The following is a 15,916-nucleotide window of genomic DNA, read 5'->3' as shown; positions in this document are numbered from 1 at the left end:
ATCGTTTGCCATGATCGTGGGGTTATTCACAGGAGTGGGAGAGACATCACAGGACACTCCGGCGAACTCTGTCGCCCTGACCGGCACTTCACGCGAAAGACGTGAGGCCCCGGAGGGCGGGATGCCTTCCGGGGCCTTAACGGGGCCTTACGGCCGTACGGGTATGGAGCCCGGGCCTCAGCCCTCGCTCACGCCCAGCTTCTGAAGGATCAGTTCCTTGACGCGGGCCGCGTCGGCCTGACCCCGGGTCGCCTTCATGACGGCGCCGACCAGGGCGCCGGCCGCGGCCACCTTGCCGCCGCGGATCTTGTCCGCGACGCCCGGGTTGCCGGCGATGGCCTCGTCGACGGCGGCGGTCAGCGCGCCCTCGTCGGAGACGACCTTCAGGCCACGCTTGTCGACGACCTCGTCCGGGGTGCCCTCGCCCGCGAGGACGCCCTCGATGACCTGGCGGGCCAGCTTGTCGTTCAGGTCGCCCTTCGCGACCAGCTCGGTGACCCGGGCGACCTGCGCGGGCGTGATCGCCAGCTCGTCCAGTGCCTTGCCGGACTCGTTGGCGCTGCGCGCCAGTTCGCCCATCCACCACTTGCGGGCGGAGGCGGCGTCGGCACCGGCGTCGATCGTGGCGACGATCAGGTCCAGCGCACCGGCGTTGATGATCGCCTGCATGTCGGTGGCGGAGATGCCCCACTCGGCGAGCAGCCGGGTGCGGCGGGCCAGCGGCAGTTCGGGCAGCGCCGCGCGGATCTCCTCGACCCACTCGCGCGTGGGCGCGACCGGCACGAGGTCGGGCTCCGGGAAGTACCGGTAGTCCTCGGCCTCCTCCTTCGTACGGCCGGAGGTGGTGGAGCCGGTGTCCTCGTGGAAGTGGCGGGTCTCCTGGACGACCTTGCCGCCGTCGTTCAGCACGGCGGCGTGGCGCATGACCTCGAAGCGGACCGCGCGCTCCACCGAACGCAGCGAGTTGACGTTCTTGGTCTCGCTGCGGGTGCCGAACTTGTCGGCGTCCTTGGGCATCAGCGACAGGTTGACGTCGCAGCGCATCTGGCCCATCTCCATGCGGGCCTCGGACACGCCGAGGGCACGGATGAGCTCGCGCAGCTCACGGACGTACGCCTTGGCGACCTCGGGGGCGCGCTCGCCGGCGCCGACGATCGGCTTGGTGACGATCTCGATGAGCGGGATGCCGGCGCGGTTGTAGTCCAGGAGCGAGTGCGAGGCGCCGTGGATACGACCGGTCGCGCCACCCACGTGGGTGGACTTTCCGGTGTCCTCCTCCATGTGGGCGCGCTCGATCTCCACGCGGAAGGTCTCGCCGTCCTCCAGCTGGACGTCGAGGTAGCCGTTGAAGGCGATCGGCTCGTCGTACTGGGAGGTCTGGAAGTTCTTCGGCATGTCCGGATAGAAGTAGTTCTTCCGGGCGAAGCGGCACCACTCGGCGATCTCGCAGTTCAGCGCGAGACCGATCTTGATCGCGGACTCGACGCCGGTCGCGTTGACGACCGGGAGCGCGCCCGGCAGGCCGAGGCAGACGGGGCAGGTCTGGGTGTTCGGGTCGGCGCCGAGCGCCGTCGAACAGCCGCAGAACATCTTGGTCTTGGTGCCGAGTTCGACATGGACCTCGAGGCCCATGACGGGGTCGTACGACGCCAGCGCGTCCTCGTACGACACCAGGTCGGTCGTGGTGGTCACGGTGAAAACTTCCCTCTCAGCCCAGCAGGACGTCGTCGTCGCCCAGCCGCTTCAGCTCGCGGTAGAGGATCGCGAGGCCGGTGACGATCGCGACGGCGGACACGGTGGCGTCGATCAGCCGCAGCGTGTCGCCCTCGGCACGGGCCTTCTTGATCTGCTTGGCGACACCGACCGCGCCGAACGCGGTGGTGGCCATGGACAGGTACGTACCGGACTTGGACTTCTTGAAGCCCTTGGCCTTGGACAGTGCCTTGCTCACAGCGACGGAGCCTCCTCCAGCAGCGGGTGACCCCACTTTTCCACGAAGGCGGCCTCGACGGCGGCGCCCACCTTGTACAAGCGGTCGTCCTGCATCGCGGGGGCGATGATCTGCAGGCCCACCGGGAGGTTGTCCTCCGGGGCGAGGCCGCAGGGCAGGGACATGGCCGCGTTGCCCGCCAGGTTGGTCGGGATGGTGCACAGGTCCGCGAGGTACATCGCCATCGGGTCGTCGGCGCGCTCGCCGATCGCGAAGGCGGTGGTCGGGGTCGTCGGCGAGACGATGACGTCGACCTGCTCGAAGGCCTTCTCGAAGTCCCGCGTGATGAGCGTGCGGACCTTCTGCGCGGAGCCGTAGTACGCGTCGTAGTAGCCGCTCGACAGGGCGTACGTGCCGAGCATGATGCGGCGCTTGACCTCGGGCCCGAAGCCGGCCTCACGGGTGAGGGAGGTGACCTCCTCGGCCGAGTGGCTGCCGTCGTCGCCGGTCCGCAGGCCGTAGCGCAGGCCGTCGAAGCGGGCGAGGTTGGAGGAGCACTCGGACGGCGCGATCAGGTAGTACGCCGACAGCGCGAGGTCGAAGGACGGGCAGTCCAGCTCGACGATCTCGGCGCCCAGCTCCCTCAGCGTCTCGACCGACTCGTCGAAGCGCTGGATGACACCGGCCTGGTAGCCCTCGCCGCGGAACTGCTTGACCACGCCGACGCGCATGCCCCGCACGGAGCCGTTGCGCGCGGCCTCGACCACCGGCGGGACCGGGGCGTCGATGGAGGTGGAGTCCATCGGGTCGTGCCCGGCGATGACCTCGTGCAGCAGCGCCGCGTCCAGGACCGTACGGGCGCACGGGCCGCCCTGGTCGAGGGACGAGGAGAAGGCGACCATGCCGAAGCGGGACACCGCGCCGTACGTCGGCTTCACGCCGACCGTGCCGGTGACGGCGGCCGGCTGACGGATCGAGCCGCCGGTGTCCGTGCCGATGGCGAGCGGCGCCTGGAAGGAGGCGAGGGCGGCGGACGAGCCGCCGCCGGAGCCACCGGGGATCTTGGTGAGGTCCCAGGGGTTGCCGGTCGGGCCGTAGGCGCTGTTCTCCGTCGAGGACCCCATGGCGAACTCGTCCATGTTGGTCTTGCCGAGGATGACGACGTCAGCGGCCTTCAGCTTCTTGGTGACGGTGGCGTCGTACGGCGGAATCCACCCTTCCAGGATCTTCGAGCCGACGGTCGTGGGCACGCCCTCGGTGGTGAAGATGTCCTTGAGTGCGAGCGGCACGCCGGCGAGGGGCCCGAGCTTCTCCCCTCGCGCCCGCTTCTCGTCCACGGCACGGGCCTGGGCGAGGGCGCCCTCGCGGTCGATGTGCAGGAAGGCGTGCACCTTCTCGTCGACGGCCTCGATCCGGGCCAGGTGGGCCTCGGTGACCTGGACGGCCGTGAGCTCGCCCGAGGCGATCTTCTCGGCGATCTGCGCGGCGGTGAGCTTGATGATGTTGCTGTCCGTCATGGCGGTCACTCCTCCCCCAGGATCTGCGGCACCTTGAAACGCTGCTGCTCCTGGGCCGGGGCGCCGGAGAGCGCCTGCTCGGGGGTGAGCGAGGGACGGACCTCGTCCGCGCGCATGACGTTCGTCAGCGGGAGCGGGTGCGAGGTCGGCGGTACGTCTTGGTCGGCGACCTCGCTGACGCGGGCGACCGCGCCGATGATGTCGTCCAGCTGGCCTGCGAAGTGGTCGAGTTCTTCGGGCTTCAGCTCCAGACGCGCCAGCCGGGCGAGGTGGGCGACCTCCTCGCGCGTGATGCCAGGCATGCAGCGATCCTCTGGGTGAGTGTGTGTGTTTTGGGCTCAATCCTATGGGGCGGGACAGGGTGGCCGTGAAACGGTTTGCCGACCCCGCCGCGCGTCAGCCCCGGCGGCCCTCCCAGACCTCGCTCTTGAGGAAGTGGTTGTCGTACCGGTCCTGCACCTCGAGGATGCTCTCCGGGGTGGCCTCGCCGAGGCGGATGCGCTGCAGGTGGCGGAAGTACTCGAAGCGCTCGATGCCCGGGGTGAAGACGATGAGGATGTCCGCCGTGGACTCCGGGACGGCGGCGAAGGCGTGCGGTTTCTCCGGCGGGACGACGACGAGGTCACCGCGCTCCGCGGTCACGATGTCGTCACCGGAGAGGATCTCGGCACACCCGTCGAGCAGGTAGAACATCTCCGCCCCGCTGTGGTGGAGGTGGGGCCGCGCGCCGTCGGCACCCTCGGCCAGGGTGACGCGCACGGTGGACAGCGCCCCTCCGGTCGCGCTCTTGTCGGCCAGCAGCTGGACACCGACGGGCGCACCCCCGACCACCTCGGCCTCGGCGCCGCGCACGATCACGGACTCTTCGAACTTCGGTACGAACAACGACATGGTCGCTCTCCCCCTGAGAGTGTCGGTCAGACCGCGAAGAGCAGTCCGGCACTGATGAGTACAACGATCGCGGTGGCGAAGTGGATCCCGAACGCGACCGCCTTCGCCCCGCCGTGTCGCAGGACTATCAGGGTGTCGACGAGCGGGACGAGTGCCACGCAGACCATGAACCACGCCTCGGCACGGGCACCGACGGCGGCCAGCAGGACCAGGCCCAGCACCCCGAAGGCGCCGTCCCTGAGGCCCTTGACCGACAGGTAGGCGCCGGCGTCACCACGCGGATCGGCCGAAACGCCGTAACCGGCGGCGGCGGGACCCGGCTGGAACCAGAACCGGTAGCCGAGGAACAGGCAGAACAGGTCGAGCAAAACAGCCAGGGTGTATGCGGTGACGGTCATGACCCCTCCGGTTTTCTAGCAATGCTAGCTACAGGAGCGAAGCTAGCAGAGCATCGACAGACTGGCTAGCACCGCTAGAATTTCGGACATGGCGATCTGGACGCGGCGGGAGCGCGAGCGAGCCGAGCGTGAGCGGCTGATCGTGACGGCTGCGCGGGAACTGGCCGAGGCCGAGGGCTGGGACGCGGTGACCACGCGCCGGCTGGCCGCCGAGATCGAGTACAGCCAGCCGGTCCTCTACAGCCACTTCAAGGGCAAGGACGCGATCATGGCGGCGGTCGCGGTGCAGGGCTGCGCCGACCTGGCGGCCGAGCTGCGGCAGGCGCGGACTGCGGCACCGGGCGCGCGGGAGGCCTTGGCGGCGGTGGCGGGGACGTACACGTCCTTCGCCCGGCGCCGGCCCGCCCTCTACGACGCGATGTTCACCCACCTGGTGGACCTGCCGTTCGCCACGGAGGAGGCCCCGGCCCCGCTGCGGGAGGCCTTCGGCGAACTGCTGGCCGTCGTCCAGCCGATCACGGCCGAGGGAGAGGAACCCGGCCTGCTGACGGAGACGTTCTGGGCGGCGCTGCACGGCTTGGTGATGCTGATGCGGAGCGGACGGTTGCCGGAGGAGGCGCATGACCGCCGGCTGGCCCTGCTGATCGCCCGCTTCACGGGCAACTGACGGCCCTGGTGAAGCCGAGGATGCGGCGAGGCGCCCCGAAAAGGACGGCAGACGCCCGCCTTCCAGCCAGGCAGCACGGGCGGGCAGGCGGGCAGGAGACCTACTCGGCGGCCGGCAGAGCCGCCCGCGGCCGCTGCCACCCCCGGGATCCCCGCGCCCGCAACCACGCCGTCGTCTCCTCGGGCGGCATCGCCGTAGCGACCAGCCACCCCTGCACGGCGTCGCACCCGAGATCCCGCAACCGCTCCCAGGTCTCGTCGTCCTCGACCCCCTCGGCGACGACGAGCAACCCCAGCGAATGCGCGAGGTCCACGGTGCACCGCACGATCTCCGCGTCCTCGGCGTCCACGGCCAGCCGCGCCACGAACGACCGGTCGATCTTCAGCTCGCTCACCGGCAGCCGCCGCAGATGCACCAGCGACGAGTACCCGGTGCCGAAGTCGTCCAGCGACATCTTCACGCCGTGCCCGGTCAGCGCCGCCAGGGTGTCCGCGGCCCGCTGCGGATCCTCCAGCAGCACATGCTCGGTGATCTCCAGCTGCAAGGCCCCCGCAGGGACCCCGTGCCGGGCCAGCCGCGCGGCGACCGACCCCGCGAAACCGGGCGTGTGGACGTCGCGCGGGGAGACGTTGACGGCGACCGGCACCCGCAGCCCCTGCGCGCGCCACTCGGCGACCTGCCCGAGCGCGGTCTCCAGCACGTACTCCGTCAGATGGGGCATCAGTCCGGAGGACTCGGCGATCGCTATGAACTCGTCCGGCGGAACCTTCCCGCGCTCGGGGTGCACCCAGCGCACCAGCGCCTCCAGGCCGGCGACCTGTCCGTCGAAGCGGACCTTGGGCTGGTAGTGCAGCTGCACCTCGTGCGCGTCCAGCGCCCGGCGCAGGTCGCCCAGCAGACCGAGCCGGTCCGGGGTGTTGGAGTCCCGCTTGGACTCGTACACCTCGACGCCCGTACGGTCCCTCTTCGCCTGGTACATCGCCACATCGGCCCGCCGCAGCAGCCCTTCGGCGTCCAGCGCGTGGTCGGGGAAGACGGCCACCCCGGCGCTGGCCTCCAGGACGAGGGTGAGCCCGTCGAGGTCCAGCGGTGAGCTGAGCGCCGCGACGAGGCCGCGGGCGACACGGGTGGCCGAGGTCGTGGAGTCGGCGACGGGCAGTAAAACGGCGAACTCGTCACCGCCGAGCCGCGCGGCCTCCGCCCCGCGTGGCAGGGCGAGCCGCAGCTGGTCGGCTATCTGGAGCAGCAGCCGGTCACCGGCGAGATGCCCCAGGGTGTCGTTCACCGACCGGAAACGGTCGAGGTCGATCAGCATGAGGGCGGAACGGGCGCCGATGCGTTCGGCGTCGTCGAGGGCCGTCCAGATCCGCTCCAGCAGCCACTGCCGGTTGGGCAGCCCGGTGAGCGGGTCGCGCAGCTGCTCCTCGGCACGCGCGCGTGCCATCCACAGGGTGGAGTCCAGCGCGATGAGCGGGATGGCGAACAGCGGGAGCAGGACCGGCTGGGCGTCGGCGACGACGCACAGCAGCGGTGCGATGCCGAGCAGCGCCACGCCGACCAGGCCCTGTCTCACCAGGGCGGTACGGGCCACAGTGGGCACTCCGCCGCCGCGCGGCGCGTACAGGTACCACTGCAGGCCGCGGCTGACCCCCAGGTAGGCGACGGCGGCGAGGACCACCTCGGGCGCGGTGGCGAAGCTCCAGGTGTCCGGCCGCCAGGGCGTCTCGACGCTGGGGACACGGCCGAACAGGCCGAGCAGCAGCGCGCCGGCGCCGATGCCGAGGATGTCCACCGCGCCGTGCAGCACGCCCTGCCGCCAGTGGTGGCGCCGGGCGATGCCGACCAGGACGACCACGGTGAGGCTGACCATGCCGGCTGGCACCCAGCCGTAGAGCAGCAGCACGGCGAGGGTGAGCGCGGCGCCGGAGCCGGTTCCGCGCCACCAGTGGGCGCGGCCCAGCATGACGAGGTGGCCGACGATCACACCGGTGAGCAGGGCGAGCGCCCAGCCGACCGTGCCGCTCGGGAAGAGGGCGTGGGGGCCGGAGAAGGCGCGGAAGAAGCCGGCGCCGAGGACGAACACGGCGGCGGCCACGACGGCCGCGGGCAGGGTGGGCCAGGACAGGTGCCGTTCGGGGTCGGCGCCGGTCAGTGCGGGGGCGGGCTCGATGGCCTGGGGTATCGGCGGGCGGGCGTCGGTGGCGGTGCCCGGTCCGGCCGCGCGGGCCCGGCCGCCCGTGCGCCCGCGGCCCCGCCCCGTCCACCGGGGCGCCCGCCAGGTGCACGCGCGCCGGCGCAGCCGCAGCCGTGAGTCCGGGGCGACACTCTCGGTCGGTTCCATTCCCGTCCCTCTCACAGCCGGCGGTGCCCACGCCACGCGGCCCGATGTCCGACAGCCATCAGCAGCTCCGCGTTGAAGAAACCTTCCCCGCACGCCGGAAGCGCACGGAGATGCCCCAACCGCAGCTGGGCACGGCAGGTGCACATCTCAACAGTAGGCCGCGGAAGGCTTCCACGGGCACCGGTCGTCGACGGTTGCCCGAATGCGCCCGAGCCACCCGTATGCAACTGATATGCACCGAACGGGTGGCCTTCAACCGCTCCTACTCGGCCGGAAGCGCGACTTCGGCCGCCGCTTCGGGGCCCTGCTCCAAAAGGACGCCGAAACCGTCCTCGTTCAGGACCGGAACCTTCAATTGCATTGCTTTGTCGTACTTTGATCCCGGATTGTCGCCCACAACGACGAACGAGGTCTTCTTCGAGACCGATCCGGTCACCTTCGCGCCCCGGCTCTGCAGTGCCTCCTTCGCGCCGTCGCGGGTGAAGTTCTCCAGCGTGCCGGTGACGACGACCGTGAGCCCCTCCAGCGGGCGCGGGCCCTCGTCCTCGCCGGTCGAGGCGTCCTCCAGCGGGACTCCGGCGGCCTTCCACTTGCGGACGATCTCGCGGTGCCAGTCCTCGGCGAACCACTCCTTGAGCGCGGCGGCGATGATCGGGCCGACGCCGTCGGTGGTCGCGAGCTCTTCCTCGGTGGCCTGTTCGATGCGGTCGATGGAGCGGAACTCGCGGGCGAGGGCCTGTGCGGCGACCGGTCCGACGTGCCGGATGGACAGTCCGTTCAGGAAGCGCGCGAGCGGGCGGGACTTGGCGGCCTCGATGTTCTCCAGCAGGGCGAGGGTGTTCTTCTTCGGCTCGCCCTTCTGGTTGGCGAAGACCGTGACGACCTTCTCCTCGCCCGTCTTGGGGTCCCGCTTGGGCAGACCGCTGTCGGGGTCGAGGACGTAGGCCTTGATGGGCAGCAGCTTCTCCACCGTCAGGTCGAACAGGTCGCCCTCGTCCACCAGCGGCGGGTCGGCCGGCTCCAGCGGGCGGGTGAGCGCGGCGGCGGCCACCGCGCCGAAGTGCTCGATGTCCAGGCACTCGCGGCCGGCGAGGTAGGAGACGCGCTCGCGCAACTGGGCCGGGCAGGTGCGGGCGTTGGGGCAGCGCAGGTCGACGTCGCCCTCCTTCATGGGCCTGAGCGGGGTGCCGCACTCGGGGCACTCGCCCGGCATCACGAACTCCCGCTCGCTGCCATCGCGCAGGTCGACCACCGGGCCGAGGATCTCCGGGATGACGTCACCGGCCTTGCGCAGGACGACCGTGTCCCCGATGAGGACGCCCTTGGCCTTGACGACCTCCTGGTTGTGCAGGGTGGCGAACTCGACCTCGCTGCCGGCGACCGTGACCGGCTCGACCTGGGCGTACGGCGTGACCCGGCCGGTGCGGCCGACGCCCACCTTGATGTCGATGAGCTTGGTGTTGACCTCTTCCGGCGCGTACTTGTAGGCGATCGCCCAGCGCGGGGCACGCGCGGTGGAGCCGAGCCGGCCCTGCAGGCGGATCTCGTCCAGCTTGACGACGACACCGTCGATCTCGTGCTCCACGGAGTGGCGGTTCTCGCCGTAGTGGGCGATGAACTCGCGTACGCCGTCGAGGTCGTCGACCACGCGGTTGTGCGGGGAGGTGGGCAGGCCCCACGTCTTCAGCAGGTCGTAGGCCTGGGACAGGCGGGTCAGGCCGGTGAAGCCCTCCAGGGCGCCGATGCCGTGGACGACCATGTGCAGCGGGCGGGTGGCGGTGACGCGCGGGTCCTTCTGGCGCAGCGAACCGGCGGCGGCGTTACGGGGGTTGGCGAACGGCTTGTCCCCGGCGGCGACCAGGCGTTCGTTCAGTTCAAGGAACTTCTCCATCGGGAAGTAGACCTCGCCGCGGATCTCCACGAGCTCGGGCACCTTGTCGCCCCCCAGGCGGTCCGGGATCTCCGCGATCGTCCGGACGTTCGGGGTGATGTCCTCGCCGGTGCGGCCGTCGCCGCGCGTTGCCGCGCGCGTGAGCCGGCCGTGCTCGTAGGTGAGGTTGACCGCGAGGCCGTCCACCTTCAGCTCGCACAGGAAGTGGTACTTCTGGTCGCCGAGTTCGCGCACGATGCGGTCGACCCAGGCGGCCAGTTCCTCGTCGTTGAAGGTGTTGTCGAGGGACAGCATCCGCTGGCGGTGCTCGACCGCGGTGAACTCCGTCTCGTACGACCCCGCGACCTTCTGGGTCGGCGAGTCCGGGGTGCGCAGCTCCGGATACTGCTCCTCCATGGCCTGAAGAGTCTTCAGGAGCTCGTCGAACTCCGCGTCACTGATGACGGGAGCGTCCTTCACGTAGTACCGGAAGCGGTGCTCCTCGATCTGCTCAGCGAGCTGCGCGTGCTTGTCACGTGCCTCGGCGGGCACTGCCGTCTCCGCCTGCTGCTTGTCGCCGGCCACCGTGTTGTCCTCCCGTTACTCTGGGTTGTCCGCGAGGGATCTCGCCGCCCGGACGCAGTGGGCGAGCGCCTGCCGTGCGTAGGCGGGGGAAGCGCCCGCCAGACCGCACGCCGGGGTGACCGTGACCGCCTGGGCGAGCAGCCCCGGATGCAGTCCCAGCCTGCGCCACAGCGTCCTGACACCCATGACGCTACCGGCAGGGTCTGACAATGGGCCGTCCGTGCCCGGCACGACGCCGGCGAACAGCCGGGTGCCGCCCTCGACGGCCTCGCCGATCGCGTCGTCGTCACGTTCGGTGAGCAGCGAGAAGTCGAAGGAGACGCCGGCCACGCCGGCCCGCCGCAGCAGGGCGAACGGCACGTCGGGCGCGCAGGAGTGCACGACAACGGGCCCGCCGCCGTGGGCCCCGATCACGTCGCGCAGGGTGGCCTCCACGATCTGCCGGTCCACGGCCCGGTGCGTGCGGTAGCCGCTCGCGGTGCGGACCTGTCCGCGCAGGACGGCGGTCAGTGAGGGCTCGTCGAGCTGGAGCACGAGCCGGGCGCCGGGGATCCGGCGCCCGACCTCGGCCAGGTGCAGCCGCAGCCCCTCGGCGAGGGAGGCGGCGAGATCACGGCAGGCACCGGGGTCGCAGAGCGCGGCCTCGCCGTTCTTCAGCTCCAGGGCGGCGGCCAGGGTCCACGGCCCGACCGCCTGCACCTTCAGGTCGCCCTCGTACCCCTGGGTGAACTCCTCCAGGGCGTCCAGGTCCTCCCCCAGCCAGGACCGCGCCCGCTTCGTGTCCCGGCCCGGCCGGTCCCCGATGCGCCAGCCGCTGGGCTCCACGCGCGCGTACAGCTCGACGAGCATCCCGGCGGTACGGCCGATCATGTCGGCGCCGGGTCCGCGCGCGGGCAGCTCTGCCAGATACGGAAAGTCCTCGAAGCTGCCGGTGACGGTCTTGGCGGCTTCCCTGGCGTCGCCGCCGGGCATGGACCCGATTCCGGTGGCGCCCGGGAACCTGAACTGGCTGTTTTCGCTCACCCCGGAAGCCTACGGAACCCTTCGGCCGGGGTCAGCGCCCCGGGCGCACCGTCAGGTCGTTGACCTCCGCGTCCCCGGGCAGGTCCAGGGCCATCAGGATCGTCGTGGCGACCGACTCGGGGTCGATCCACTTCGAGGCGTCGTAGTCCTTGCCCTCCTGCCGGTGGACCTTGGCCTGCATCGGGCTGGCCGTACGGCCGGGGTAGACCGAGGTGACCCGGACGCCGTTCGCGTGCTCCTCGTGGCGCAGGGAGTCGGCGAGGGCCTTCAGGCCGTGCTTGGAGGCGGCGTACGCGGACCAGCCCGCGTGGGCGCTCAGGCCGGCGCCGGAGTTGACGAAGATCACATGGCCGCGGGCCGCACGCAGCTGGGGCAGGAAGTGCCGGGTCAGCTCGGCGGGGGCGACCAGGTTGACGTTGAGCTGGTGGTGCCAGGACCTGGGGGTCAGGTCGCCGACCTCGCCCAGGTCGACGACACCGGCGATGTGCAGCAGCGAGTCCACACGGTCCGGGAGGGTCTGGTGGGAGAACGCCCAGGACAGCTTGTCCGGGTCCGCGAGGTCGCCCACCAGGGTGCGGGCGCCGGGGAACTCCGCCGCGAGTTCCTTCGCGCGGCCCGCGTCACGCGCGTGCAGGAAGAGTTCGTCCCCGCGCGCCTGCAGCCTGCGGGCGACGGCCGCGCCGATGCCGGACCCGGCACCGGTGATCACATGAGTAGCCATGCCCGCCATGCTCGCATCAGCGGATGCCGGACGAGTCCTCCAGGTAGGCCAGCGCGCCGACCGGCTCCTCGGCGAAGAACACCAGCTCGGACAGCGGCCGCGGCAGGAAGCCCTCGTCCTCCATGCGGCGGAACTGCTGCTCGAGGCCGTCGTAGAAGCCCGCGGTGTTCAGCAGGACGACCGGCTTGCCGGTGCGGCCGTGCTTCTTCAGCTCCAGGATCTCGGTGGCCTCGTCCAGCGTGCCGGTCCCGCCCACCATGATCACCACGGCGTCGGCCTTCTCCAGCAGCAGCCTCTTGCGTTCGGCGAGGTCGGCGGCGATGACCATCTCGTCGGCGCCGGGCCGCGCCTTGGCGGCGAGGAACTCCACGGACACGCCCAGCAGCCTGCCGCCCGCCTGGTGCACCCCGTCCGCGACGACCTTCATCAGACCGACGTCGGAACCGCCCCACACCAGGGTGTGGCCGGCCTTGCCGATCAGTTCCGCGAACTCGCGCGCGGGGCGCGTGTAACGCTCGTCGAGGTCGGCGGCGGACAGGAAGACGCAGATGTTCATGGCCCCTACCGTACGGCCCGCCGCACCGCCGGTACCGGGCGGGAAGATTCACGGGTCCGGCGGTGCTGTCCCTGTATGGCCCAAGGACACACGATCACCATCGACAAGAGCGAGCAGCACGTGCGCGTGGTGCACGGCGACCAGGTGCTCGCGGAGACCGACCGACCGCTGGTGCTGCGCGAGACGGGCTCTCCGGTGCGGTACTACATCCCCGCCGAGGACGTACGCCTCGATCTGCTGACCCCCTCCGAGACGCACACCGTGTGCCCCTTCAAGGGCACGGCGTCCTACTGGTCCCTGCCGGACGCGCCGGACCTGGTGTGGGCGTACCCGGAGCCGAAACCGGGGGTGGCGGAGATCAAGGATCACTTCTGCTTCTACGACGTCGACGTGTCGTGAGCGATGAGCCCGTGCCGGTACGGCAGTCTGCACCGACATGGACAAGAAGACGACTTCGCGGGACGGAACGGCCCTCGCGTACCAAGTGACCGGTCAGGGGCCGACGGTGATCCTGGTGAGCGGCGCGATGTCCACCGGCGGCACCGTGGCGCCCCTGGCGCAGCGGCTCGCGGGACGCTGCACGGCCGTCGTCTACGACCGGCGGGGCCGCGGCGAGAGCGGTGACACGAAGCCGTACGCGGTCGAGCGCGAGGTGGAGGACCTGGCCGCGCTGATCGACGCCGTGGGAGGCGAGGCGGCGCTGTTCGGGGTCTCCTCGGGCGGCGCGCTGGTGCTGCGGGCGGTGGCGAGCGGGCTGCCGGCCGGCCGGGCCGCCGTGTACGAGGTGCCCTACGCGGACTTTCTTCAGGGGGGCGCCGAGCGGGAGGCCACGTACAAGGAGCAGTTGAACAAGGCGCTCTCGGAGGACCGGCGCGGGGACGCGGTGGAGCTGTTCCTGCGGCTGACGGGCCTGGCCGAGGAGATGATCCAGCGCGCCCGCCAGTCGCCGATGTGGGTCGGCATGGAGGCCGTCGCGCCGAGTCTCGCCTACGACGACACGGTCATGGGCGACGGCCTGGTCCCCCGGGACCGGCTCGCCGCGATCTCCGTGCCGGTGCTGGCGGTCGCGGGCGGCGCGAGCCCGGAGTGGATGCGTGAGGCGTCCCGGGAGGTCTCCAGGGCCGTGCCCGACGGCGTCTACCGCGAGCTGGCGGGCCAGACGCACATGGTGGAGCCGGACGTCCTGGGGCCGGTGCTCGCGGAGTTCTTCGCGGGCTAGGCGGCTGTCGCCTTGTCGACTACACCGCCGCGGCCGTCGCGCGCGTGGTCGACGCGATCGTCGCCGAGCCGACCACGCGCGTGCCGTCGTACAGGACGATCGCCTGGCCGTGGGCGACGCCGCGGACCGGTTCGGTGAAGGTGACGCGCAGTTCTCCGTCGACCGGCTCGGCGGTGACCTCCGTCTCGCCGCCGTGGGCGCGCAGCTGGGCGGTGTAGGTGCCCGGGCCGTCGGGAGCGGTGCCGCACCAGCGGGGCTTGATCGCGGTGAGGGCGGTGACGTCCAGGGCGGCGGCGGGGCCGACGGTGACGGTGTTGCTGACCGGCGAGATGTCGAGGACGTAGCGGGGCTTGCCGTCGGGGGCCGGGGTGCCGATCCTGAGGCCCTTGCGCTGGCCGATGGTGAAGCCGTACGCGCCCTCGTGCGTGCCCAGCTTTGCGCCGGACTCGTCGACGATGTCGCCCTCCGCCTTGCCGAGCCGCTGGGCGAGGAAGCCCTGGGTGTCGCCGTCGGCGATGAAGCAGATGTCGTGCGAGTCGGGCTTCTTGGCGACCGCGAGACCGCGGCGCTCGGCCTCGGCGCGGATCTCCTCCTTGGTGGTGACCGTGTCGCCGAGCGGGAACATCGCGTGGGCGAGCTGCTTCTCGTCCAGCACACCGAGGACGTACGACTGGTCCTTCGCCATGTCGGAGGCGCGGTGCAGCTCGCGGGAGCCGTCCTCACGGACGATCACCTTGGCGTAGTGACCGGTGCAGACCGCGTCGAAGCCGAGGGCCAGCGCCTTGTCGAGCAGCGCGGCGAACTTGATCTTCTCGTTGCAGCGCAGGCACGGGTTGGGGGTGCGGCCGGCCTCGTACTCGGCGATGAAGTCCTCGACCACGTCCTCGCGGAAGCGGTCGGCGAGGTCCCAGACGTAGAAGGGGATGCCGATGACGTCGGCCGCCCGGCGGGCGTCACGCGAGTCCTCGATGGTGCAACAGCCCCGCGCGCCGGTACGGAACGACTGCGGGTTCGCGGAGAGCGCGAGGTGGACGCCGGTGACGTCGTGGCCGGCTTCCGCGGCACGCGCGGCGGCGACGGCGGAGTCGACTCCACCGGACATGGCGGCGAGGACGCGGAGGGGGCGCTGCGGGGTCTCAGTCATAACCCTTCCAGGGTACGGGGCCGTGGGAACCGGGACCGCCGGATATCCGTTGACGATCACGAGGGGCGGAACAGGGTGGAGCCGGGCGGCCAGGACGGACAGGCCGGGCAGGACGGACTGCGGAGGGGGCGGGCGTGAGTGCCACGGATCGACGGCTCGAGGGCGACACCGATCGGCGGCTGGGGCGGCGGGCCCTGCTCGTCGGCGGTGCGGCGGCCGCCATCGGCGCGGCCGCGCTGGCCCGCGAGGAGCTGACGCACCTGTGGTGGCGGCTGCCCGGCGTGGAGAAGCCCCGGGTGGCGGGTGCCGTGGACTTCCGGGGCGCGCGCTGGGTGCCGGCCTCCCCGGCCAACTACCGGCGGGCGGACCGGCCGGACGACTACACGGTCGACCGGGTCGTCATCCATGTCACGCAGGGCGGCTACGCGAGCGCGGTGAAGGTCTTCCAGGACCCTGCGCACGGCGCGGCGGCGCACTACATCGTGCGCAAGGACGGCCGCATCACCCAGCTGATACGGGAGCTGGACGTGGCCTTCCACGCGGGCAACCGGGAGTACAACGAGCGCAGTGTCGGTATCGAGCACGAGGGCTTCGTGGAGGACGCGTCCTCCTTCACGGACGCCATGTACGCGTCCTCGGCGCGGCTGACGGCGGCGATATGCGGGCGGTACGGCATACCCGTGGACCGTGAGCACATCGTCGGACATGTGGAGGTGCCGGGGACGGACCACACCGATCCCGGGCCGCACTGGGACTGGGAGAGATATCTCGAAAAAATCAAGAACTAGGCCCTTTTTGTCTGGTATGGGCCGCTCTATGCTGAAGGCAAGACCTACGAGACGAGTGAGGGAGCCCAAGCGGAGTAGCCGACTTCAGCGCGAGATATCTGTTCTCTTCAAGGAGAGGTACACCGTTTCCGCTGGTGCCGACATCGACGCTCGGGCTGAGAGGCCGGAAAGTCACAGTCATTAAGACTGGACCGGAAGGCGACCCCCAGAACCTGATCCGGACAATGCCGGCGAAGGGAACCCGCCTCGTAGGTCGCTTCCTTGTC

At 70.9% G+C, this 15,916-nt stretch carries 16 protein-coding genes and 1 riboswitch; of the genes, 4 read left to right on the top strand and 12 right to left on the bottom strand.

The window, feature by feature from the left end:
- Positions 1–177: 177 nt before the first annotated feature.
- The 6 genes from gatB to ACIBJF_RS30080 form a co-directional block, all read right to left on the bottom strand.
- Positions 178–1,692 (bottom strand): Asp-tRNA(Asn)/Glu-tRNA(Gln) amidotransferase subunit GatB, encoded by a 1,515-nt coding sequence (gene gatB, locus ACIBJF_RS30105; RefSeq protein WP_399178373.1) that lies wholly within the window; start codon positions 1,690–1,692, stop codon positions 178–180.
- Between the two features lie 16 nt (positions 1,693–1,708).
- On the bottom strand, positions 1,709–1,951 hold the full coding sequence (locus ACIBJF_RS30100; RefSeq protein ID WP_351810280.1) for a hypothetical protein: 243 nt from the start codon (positions 1,949–1,951) through the stop codon (positions 1,709–1,711).
- Positions 1,948–3,447 (bottom strand): Asp-tRNA(Asn)/Glu-tRNA(Gln) amidotransferase subunit GatA, encoded by a 1,500-nt coding sequence (gene gatA, locus ACIBJF_RS30095; protein WP_399178371.1) that lies wholly within the window; start codon positions 3,445–3,447, stop codon positions 1,948–1,950. The genes ACIBJF_RS30100 and gatA overlap by 4 nt, the downstream gene beginning before the upstream one ends.
- Before the next feature lie 5 nt (positions 3,448–3,452).
- Positions 3,453–3,749 carry an Asp-tRNA(Asn)/Glu-tRNA(Gln) amidotransferase subunit GatC gene (gatC, locus tag ACIBJF_RS30090; protein ID WP_006130840.1) on the bottom strand — a complete coding sequence of 99 codons (297 nt, stop codon included), beginning with the start codon at positions 3,747–3,749 and terminating at the stop codon, positions 3,453–3,455.
- A gap of 94 nt (positions 3,750–3,843) precedes the next feature.
- Positions 3,844–4,338, bottom strand: a complete 495-nt coding sequence (locus tag ACIBJF_RS30085) for a cupin domain-containing protein (RefSeq protein WP_351554768.1) — start codon at positions 4,336–4,338, stop codon at positions 3,844–3,846.
- A 26-nt stretch (positions 4,339–4,364) separates the two neighbouring features.
- Positions 4,365–4,736: a DUF4267 domain-containing protein gene (locus ACIBJF_RS30080; RefSeq protein WP_399178368.1), complete on the bottom strand. Its 372-nt coding sequence runs from the start codon at positions 4,734–4,736 to the stop codon at positions 4,365–4,367.
- Between the two features lie 88 nt (positions 4,737–4,824).
- Here ACIBJF_RS30080 and ACIBJF_RS30075 point away from each other — a divergent pair, with 88 nt between their 5' ends.
- Positions 4,825–5,403 carry a TetR/AcrR family transcriptional regulator gene (locus tag ACIBJF_RS30075; RefSeq protein ID WP_399178366.1) on the top strand — a complete coding sequence of 193 codons (579 nt, stop codon included), beginning with the start codon at positions 4,825–4,827 and terminating at the stop codon, positions 5,401–5,403.
- A 100-nt stretch (positions 5,404–5,503) separates the two neighbouring features.
- Here ACIBJF_RS30075 and ACIBJF_RS30070 read toward each other — a convergent pair whose 3' ends face one another.
- The 5 genes from ACIBJF_RS30070 to ACIBJF_RS30050 all read right to left on the bottom strand — a co-directional run bounded on the left by ACIBJF_RS30070 (position 5,504) and on the right by ACIBJF_RS30050 (position 12,499).
- On the bottom strand, positions 5,504–7,744 hold the full coding sequence (locus ACIBJF_RS30070; RefSeq protein ID WP_399178364.1) for a putative bifunctional diguanylate cyclase/phosphodiesterase: 2,241 nt from the start codon (positions 7,742–7,744) through the stop codon (positions 5,504–5,506).
- A gap of 262 nt (positions 7,745–8,006) precedes the next feature.
- Positions 8,007–10,199 carry an NAD-dependent DNA ligase LigA gene (gene ligA, locus ACIBJF_RS30065; RefSeq protein WP_399178363.1) on the bottom strand — a complete coding sequence of 731 codons (2,193 nt, stop codon included), beginning with the start codon at positions 10,197–10,199 and terminating at the stop codon, positions 8,007–8,009.
- Between the two features lie 15 nt (positions 10,200–10,214).
- A complete protein-coding gene (locus ACIBJF_RS30060) occupies positions 10,215–11,222 on the bottom strand; it encodes a methionine synthase (protein ID WP_399178361.1) in 1,008 nt (335 codons plus the stop codon).
- 31 nt (positions 11,223–11,253) lie between these two features.
- Positions 11,254–11,952: an SDR family oxidoreductase gene (locus tag ACIBJF_RS30055; RefSeq protein WP_399178359.1), complete on the bottom strand. Its 699-nt coding sequence runs from the start codon at positions 11,950–11,952 to the stop codon at positions 11,254–11,256.
- Between the two features lie 7 nt (positions 11,953–11,959).
- Complete coding sequence (locus tag ACIBJF_RS30050; protein WP_399178357.1) at positions 11,960–12,499, bottom strand: TIGR00730 family Rossman fold protein; 540 nt, start codon at positions 12,497–12,499, stop codon at positions 11,960–11,962.
- Between the two features lie 75 nt (positions 12,500–12,574).
- Here ACIBJF_RS30050 and ACIBJF_RS30045 point away from each other — a divergent pair, with 75 nt between their 5' ends.
- The gene (locus ACIBJF_RS30045; RefSeq protein ID WP_399178355.1) at positions 12,575–12,898 is read left to right on the top strand and encodes a DUF427 domain-containing protein; all 324 of its coding nucleotides are present in this window, start codon (positions 12,575–12,577) and stop codon (positions 12,896–12,898) included.
- A gap of 37 nt (positions 12,899–12,935) precedes the next feature.
- Positions 12,936–13,718: an alpha/beta fold hydrolase gene (locus ACIBJF_RS30040; protein ID WP_399178353.1), complete on the top strand. Its 783-nt coding sequence runs from the start codon at positions 12,936–12,938 to the stop codon at positions 13,716–13,718.
- 19 nt (positions 13,719–13,737) lie between these two features.
- On the opposite strand, the gene mnmA is transcribed toward ACIBJF_RS30040, so the two are convergent.
- Positions 13,738–14,862 carry a tRNA 2-thiouridine(34) synthase MnmA gene (mnmA, locus tag ACIBJF_RS30035; RefSeq protein WP_399178351.1) on the bottom strand — a complete coding sequence of 375 codons (1,125 nt, stop codon included), beginning with the start codon at positions 14,860–14,862 and terminating at the stop codon, positions 13,738–13,740.
- Positions 14,863–14,996: 134 nt separating this feature from the next.
- Here mnmA and ACIBJF_RS30030 point away from each other — a divergent pair, with 134 nt between their 5' ends.
- Complete coding sequence (locus ACIBJF_RS30030) at positions 14,997–15,650, top strand: N-acetylmuramoyl-L-alanine amidase (RefSeq protein WP_399178349.1); 654 nt, start codon at positions 14,997–14,999, stop codon at positions 15,648–15,650.
- Between the two features lie 47 nt (positions 15,651–15,697).
- Positions 15,698–15,906, top strand: a riboswitch (TPP riboswitch).
- Positions 15,907–15,916: the final 10 nt, after the last annotated feature.

The sequence above is a fragment of the Streptomyces sp. NPDC050743 genome (assembly GCF_044456925.1).
Classification (GTDB): Bacteria; Actinomycetota; Actinomycetes; order Streptomycetales; family Streptomycetaceae; genus Streptomyces.
This window is presented reverse-complemented; position numbering and strand designations above follow the sequence as displayed.

Bases quoted from the DNA above. Each gene is read 5' to 3' on its own strand.
- gatA (WP_399178371.1), bottom strand. From the start codon at position 3,447: ATGACGGACAGCAACATCATCAAGCTCACCGCCGCGCAGATCGCCGAG.
- gatC (WP_006130840.1), bottom strand. From the start codon at position 3,749: ATGCCTGGCATCACGCGCGAGGAGGTCGCCCACCTCGCCCGGCTGGCG.
- ACIBJF_RS30085 (WP_351554768.1), bottom strand. From the start codon at position 4,338: ATGTCGTTGTTCGTACCGAAGTTCGAAGAGTCCGTGATCGTGCGCGGC.
- ACIBJF_RS30080 (WP_399178368.1), bottom strand. From the start codon at position 4,736: ATGACCGTCACCGCATACACCCTGGCTGTTTTGCTCGACCTGTTCTGC.
- ACIBJF_RS30075 (WP_399178366.1), top strand. From the start codon at position 4,825: ATGGCGATCTGGACGCGGCGGGAGCGCGAGCGAGCCGAGCGTGAGCGG.
- ACIBJF_RS30070 (WP_399178364.1), bottom strand. From the start codon at position 7,744: ATGGAACCGACCGAGAGTGTCGCCCCGGACTCACGGCTGCGGCTGCGC.
- ACIBJF_RS30055 (WP_399178359.1), bottom strand. From the start codon at position 11,952: ATGGCGGGCATGGCTACTCATGTGATCACCGGTGCCGGGTCCGGCATC.
- ACIBJF_RS30050 (WP_399178357.1), bottom strand. From the start codon at position 12,499: ATGAACATCTGCGTCTTCCTGTCCGCCGCCGACCTCGACGAGCGTTAC.
- ACIBJF_RS30045 (WP_399178355.1), top strand. From the start codon at position 12,575: ATGGCCCAAGGACACACGATCACCATCGACAAGAGCGAGCAGCACGTG.
- ACIBJF_RS30040 (WP_399178353.1), top strand. From the start codon at position 12,936: ATGGACAAGAAGACGACTTCGCGGGACGGAACGGCCCTCGCGTACCAA.
- mnmA (WP_399178351.1), bottom strand. From the start codon at position 14,862: ATGACTGAGACCCCGCAGCGCCCCCTCCGCGTCCTCGCCGCCATGTCC.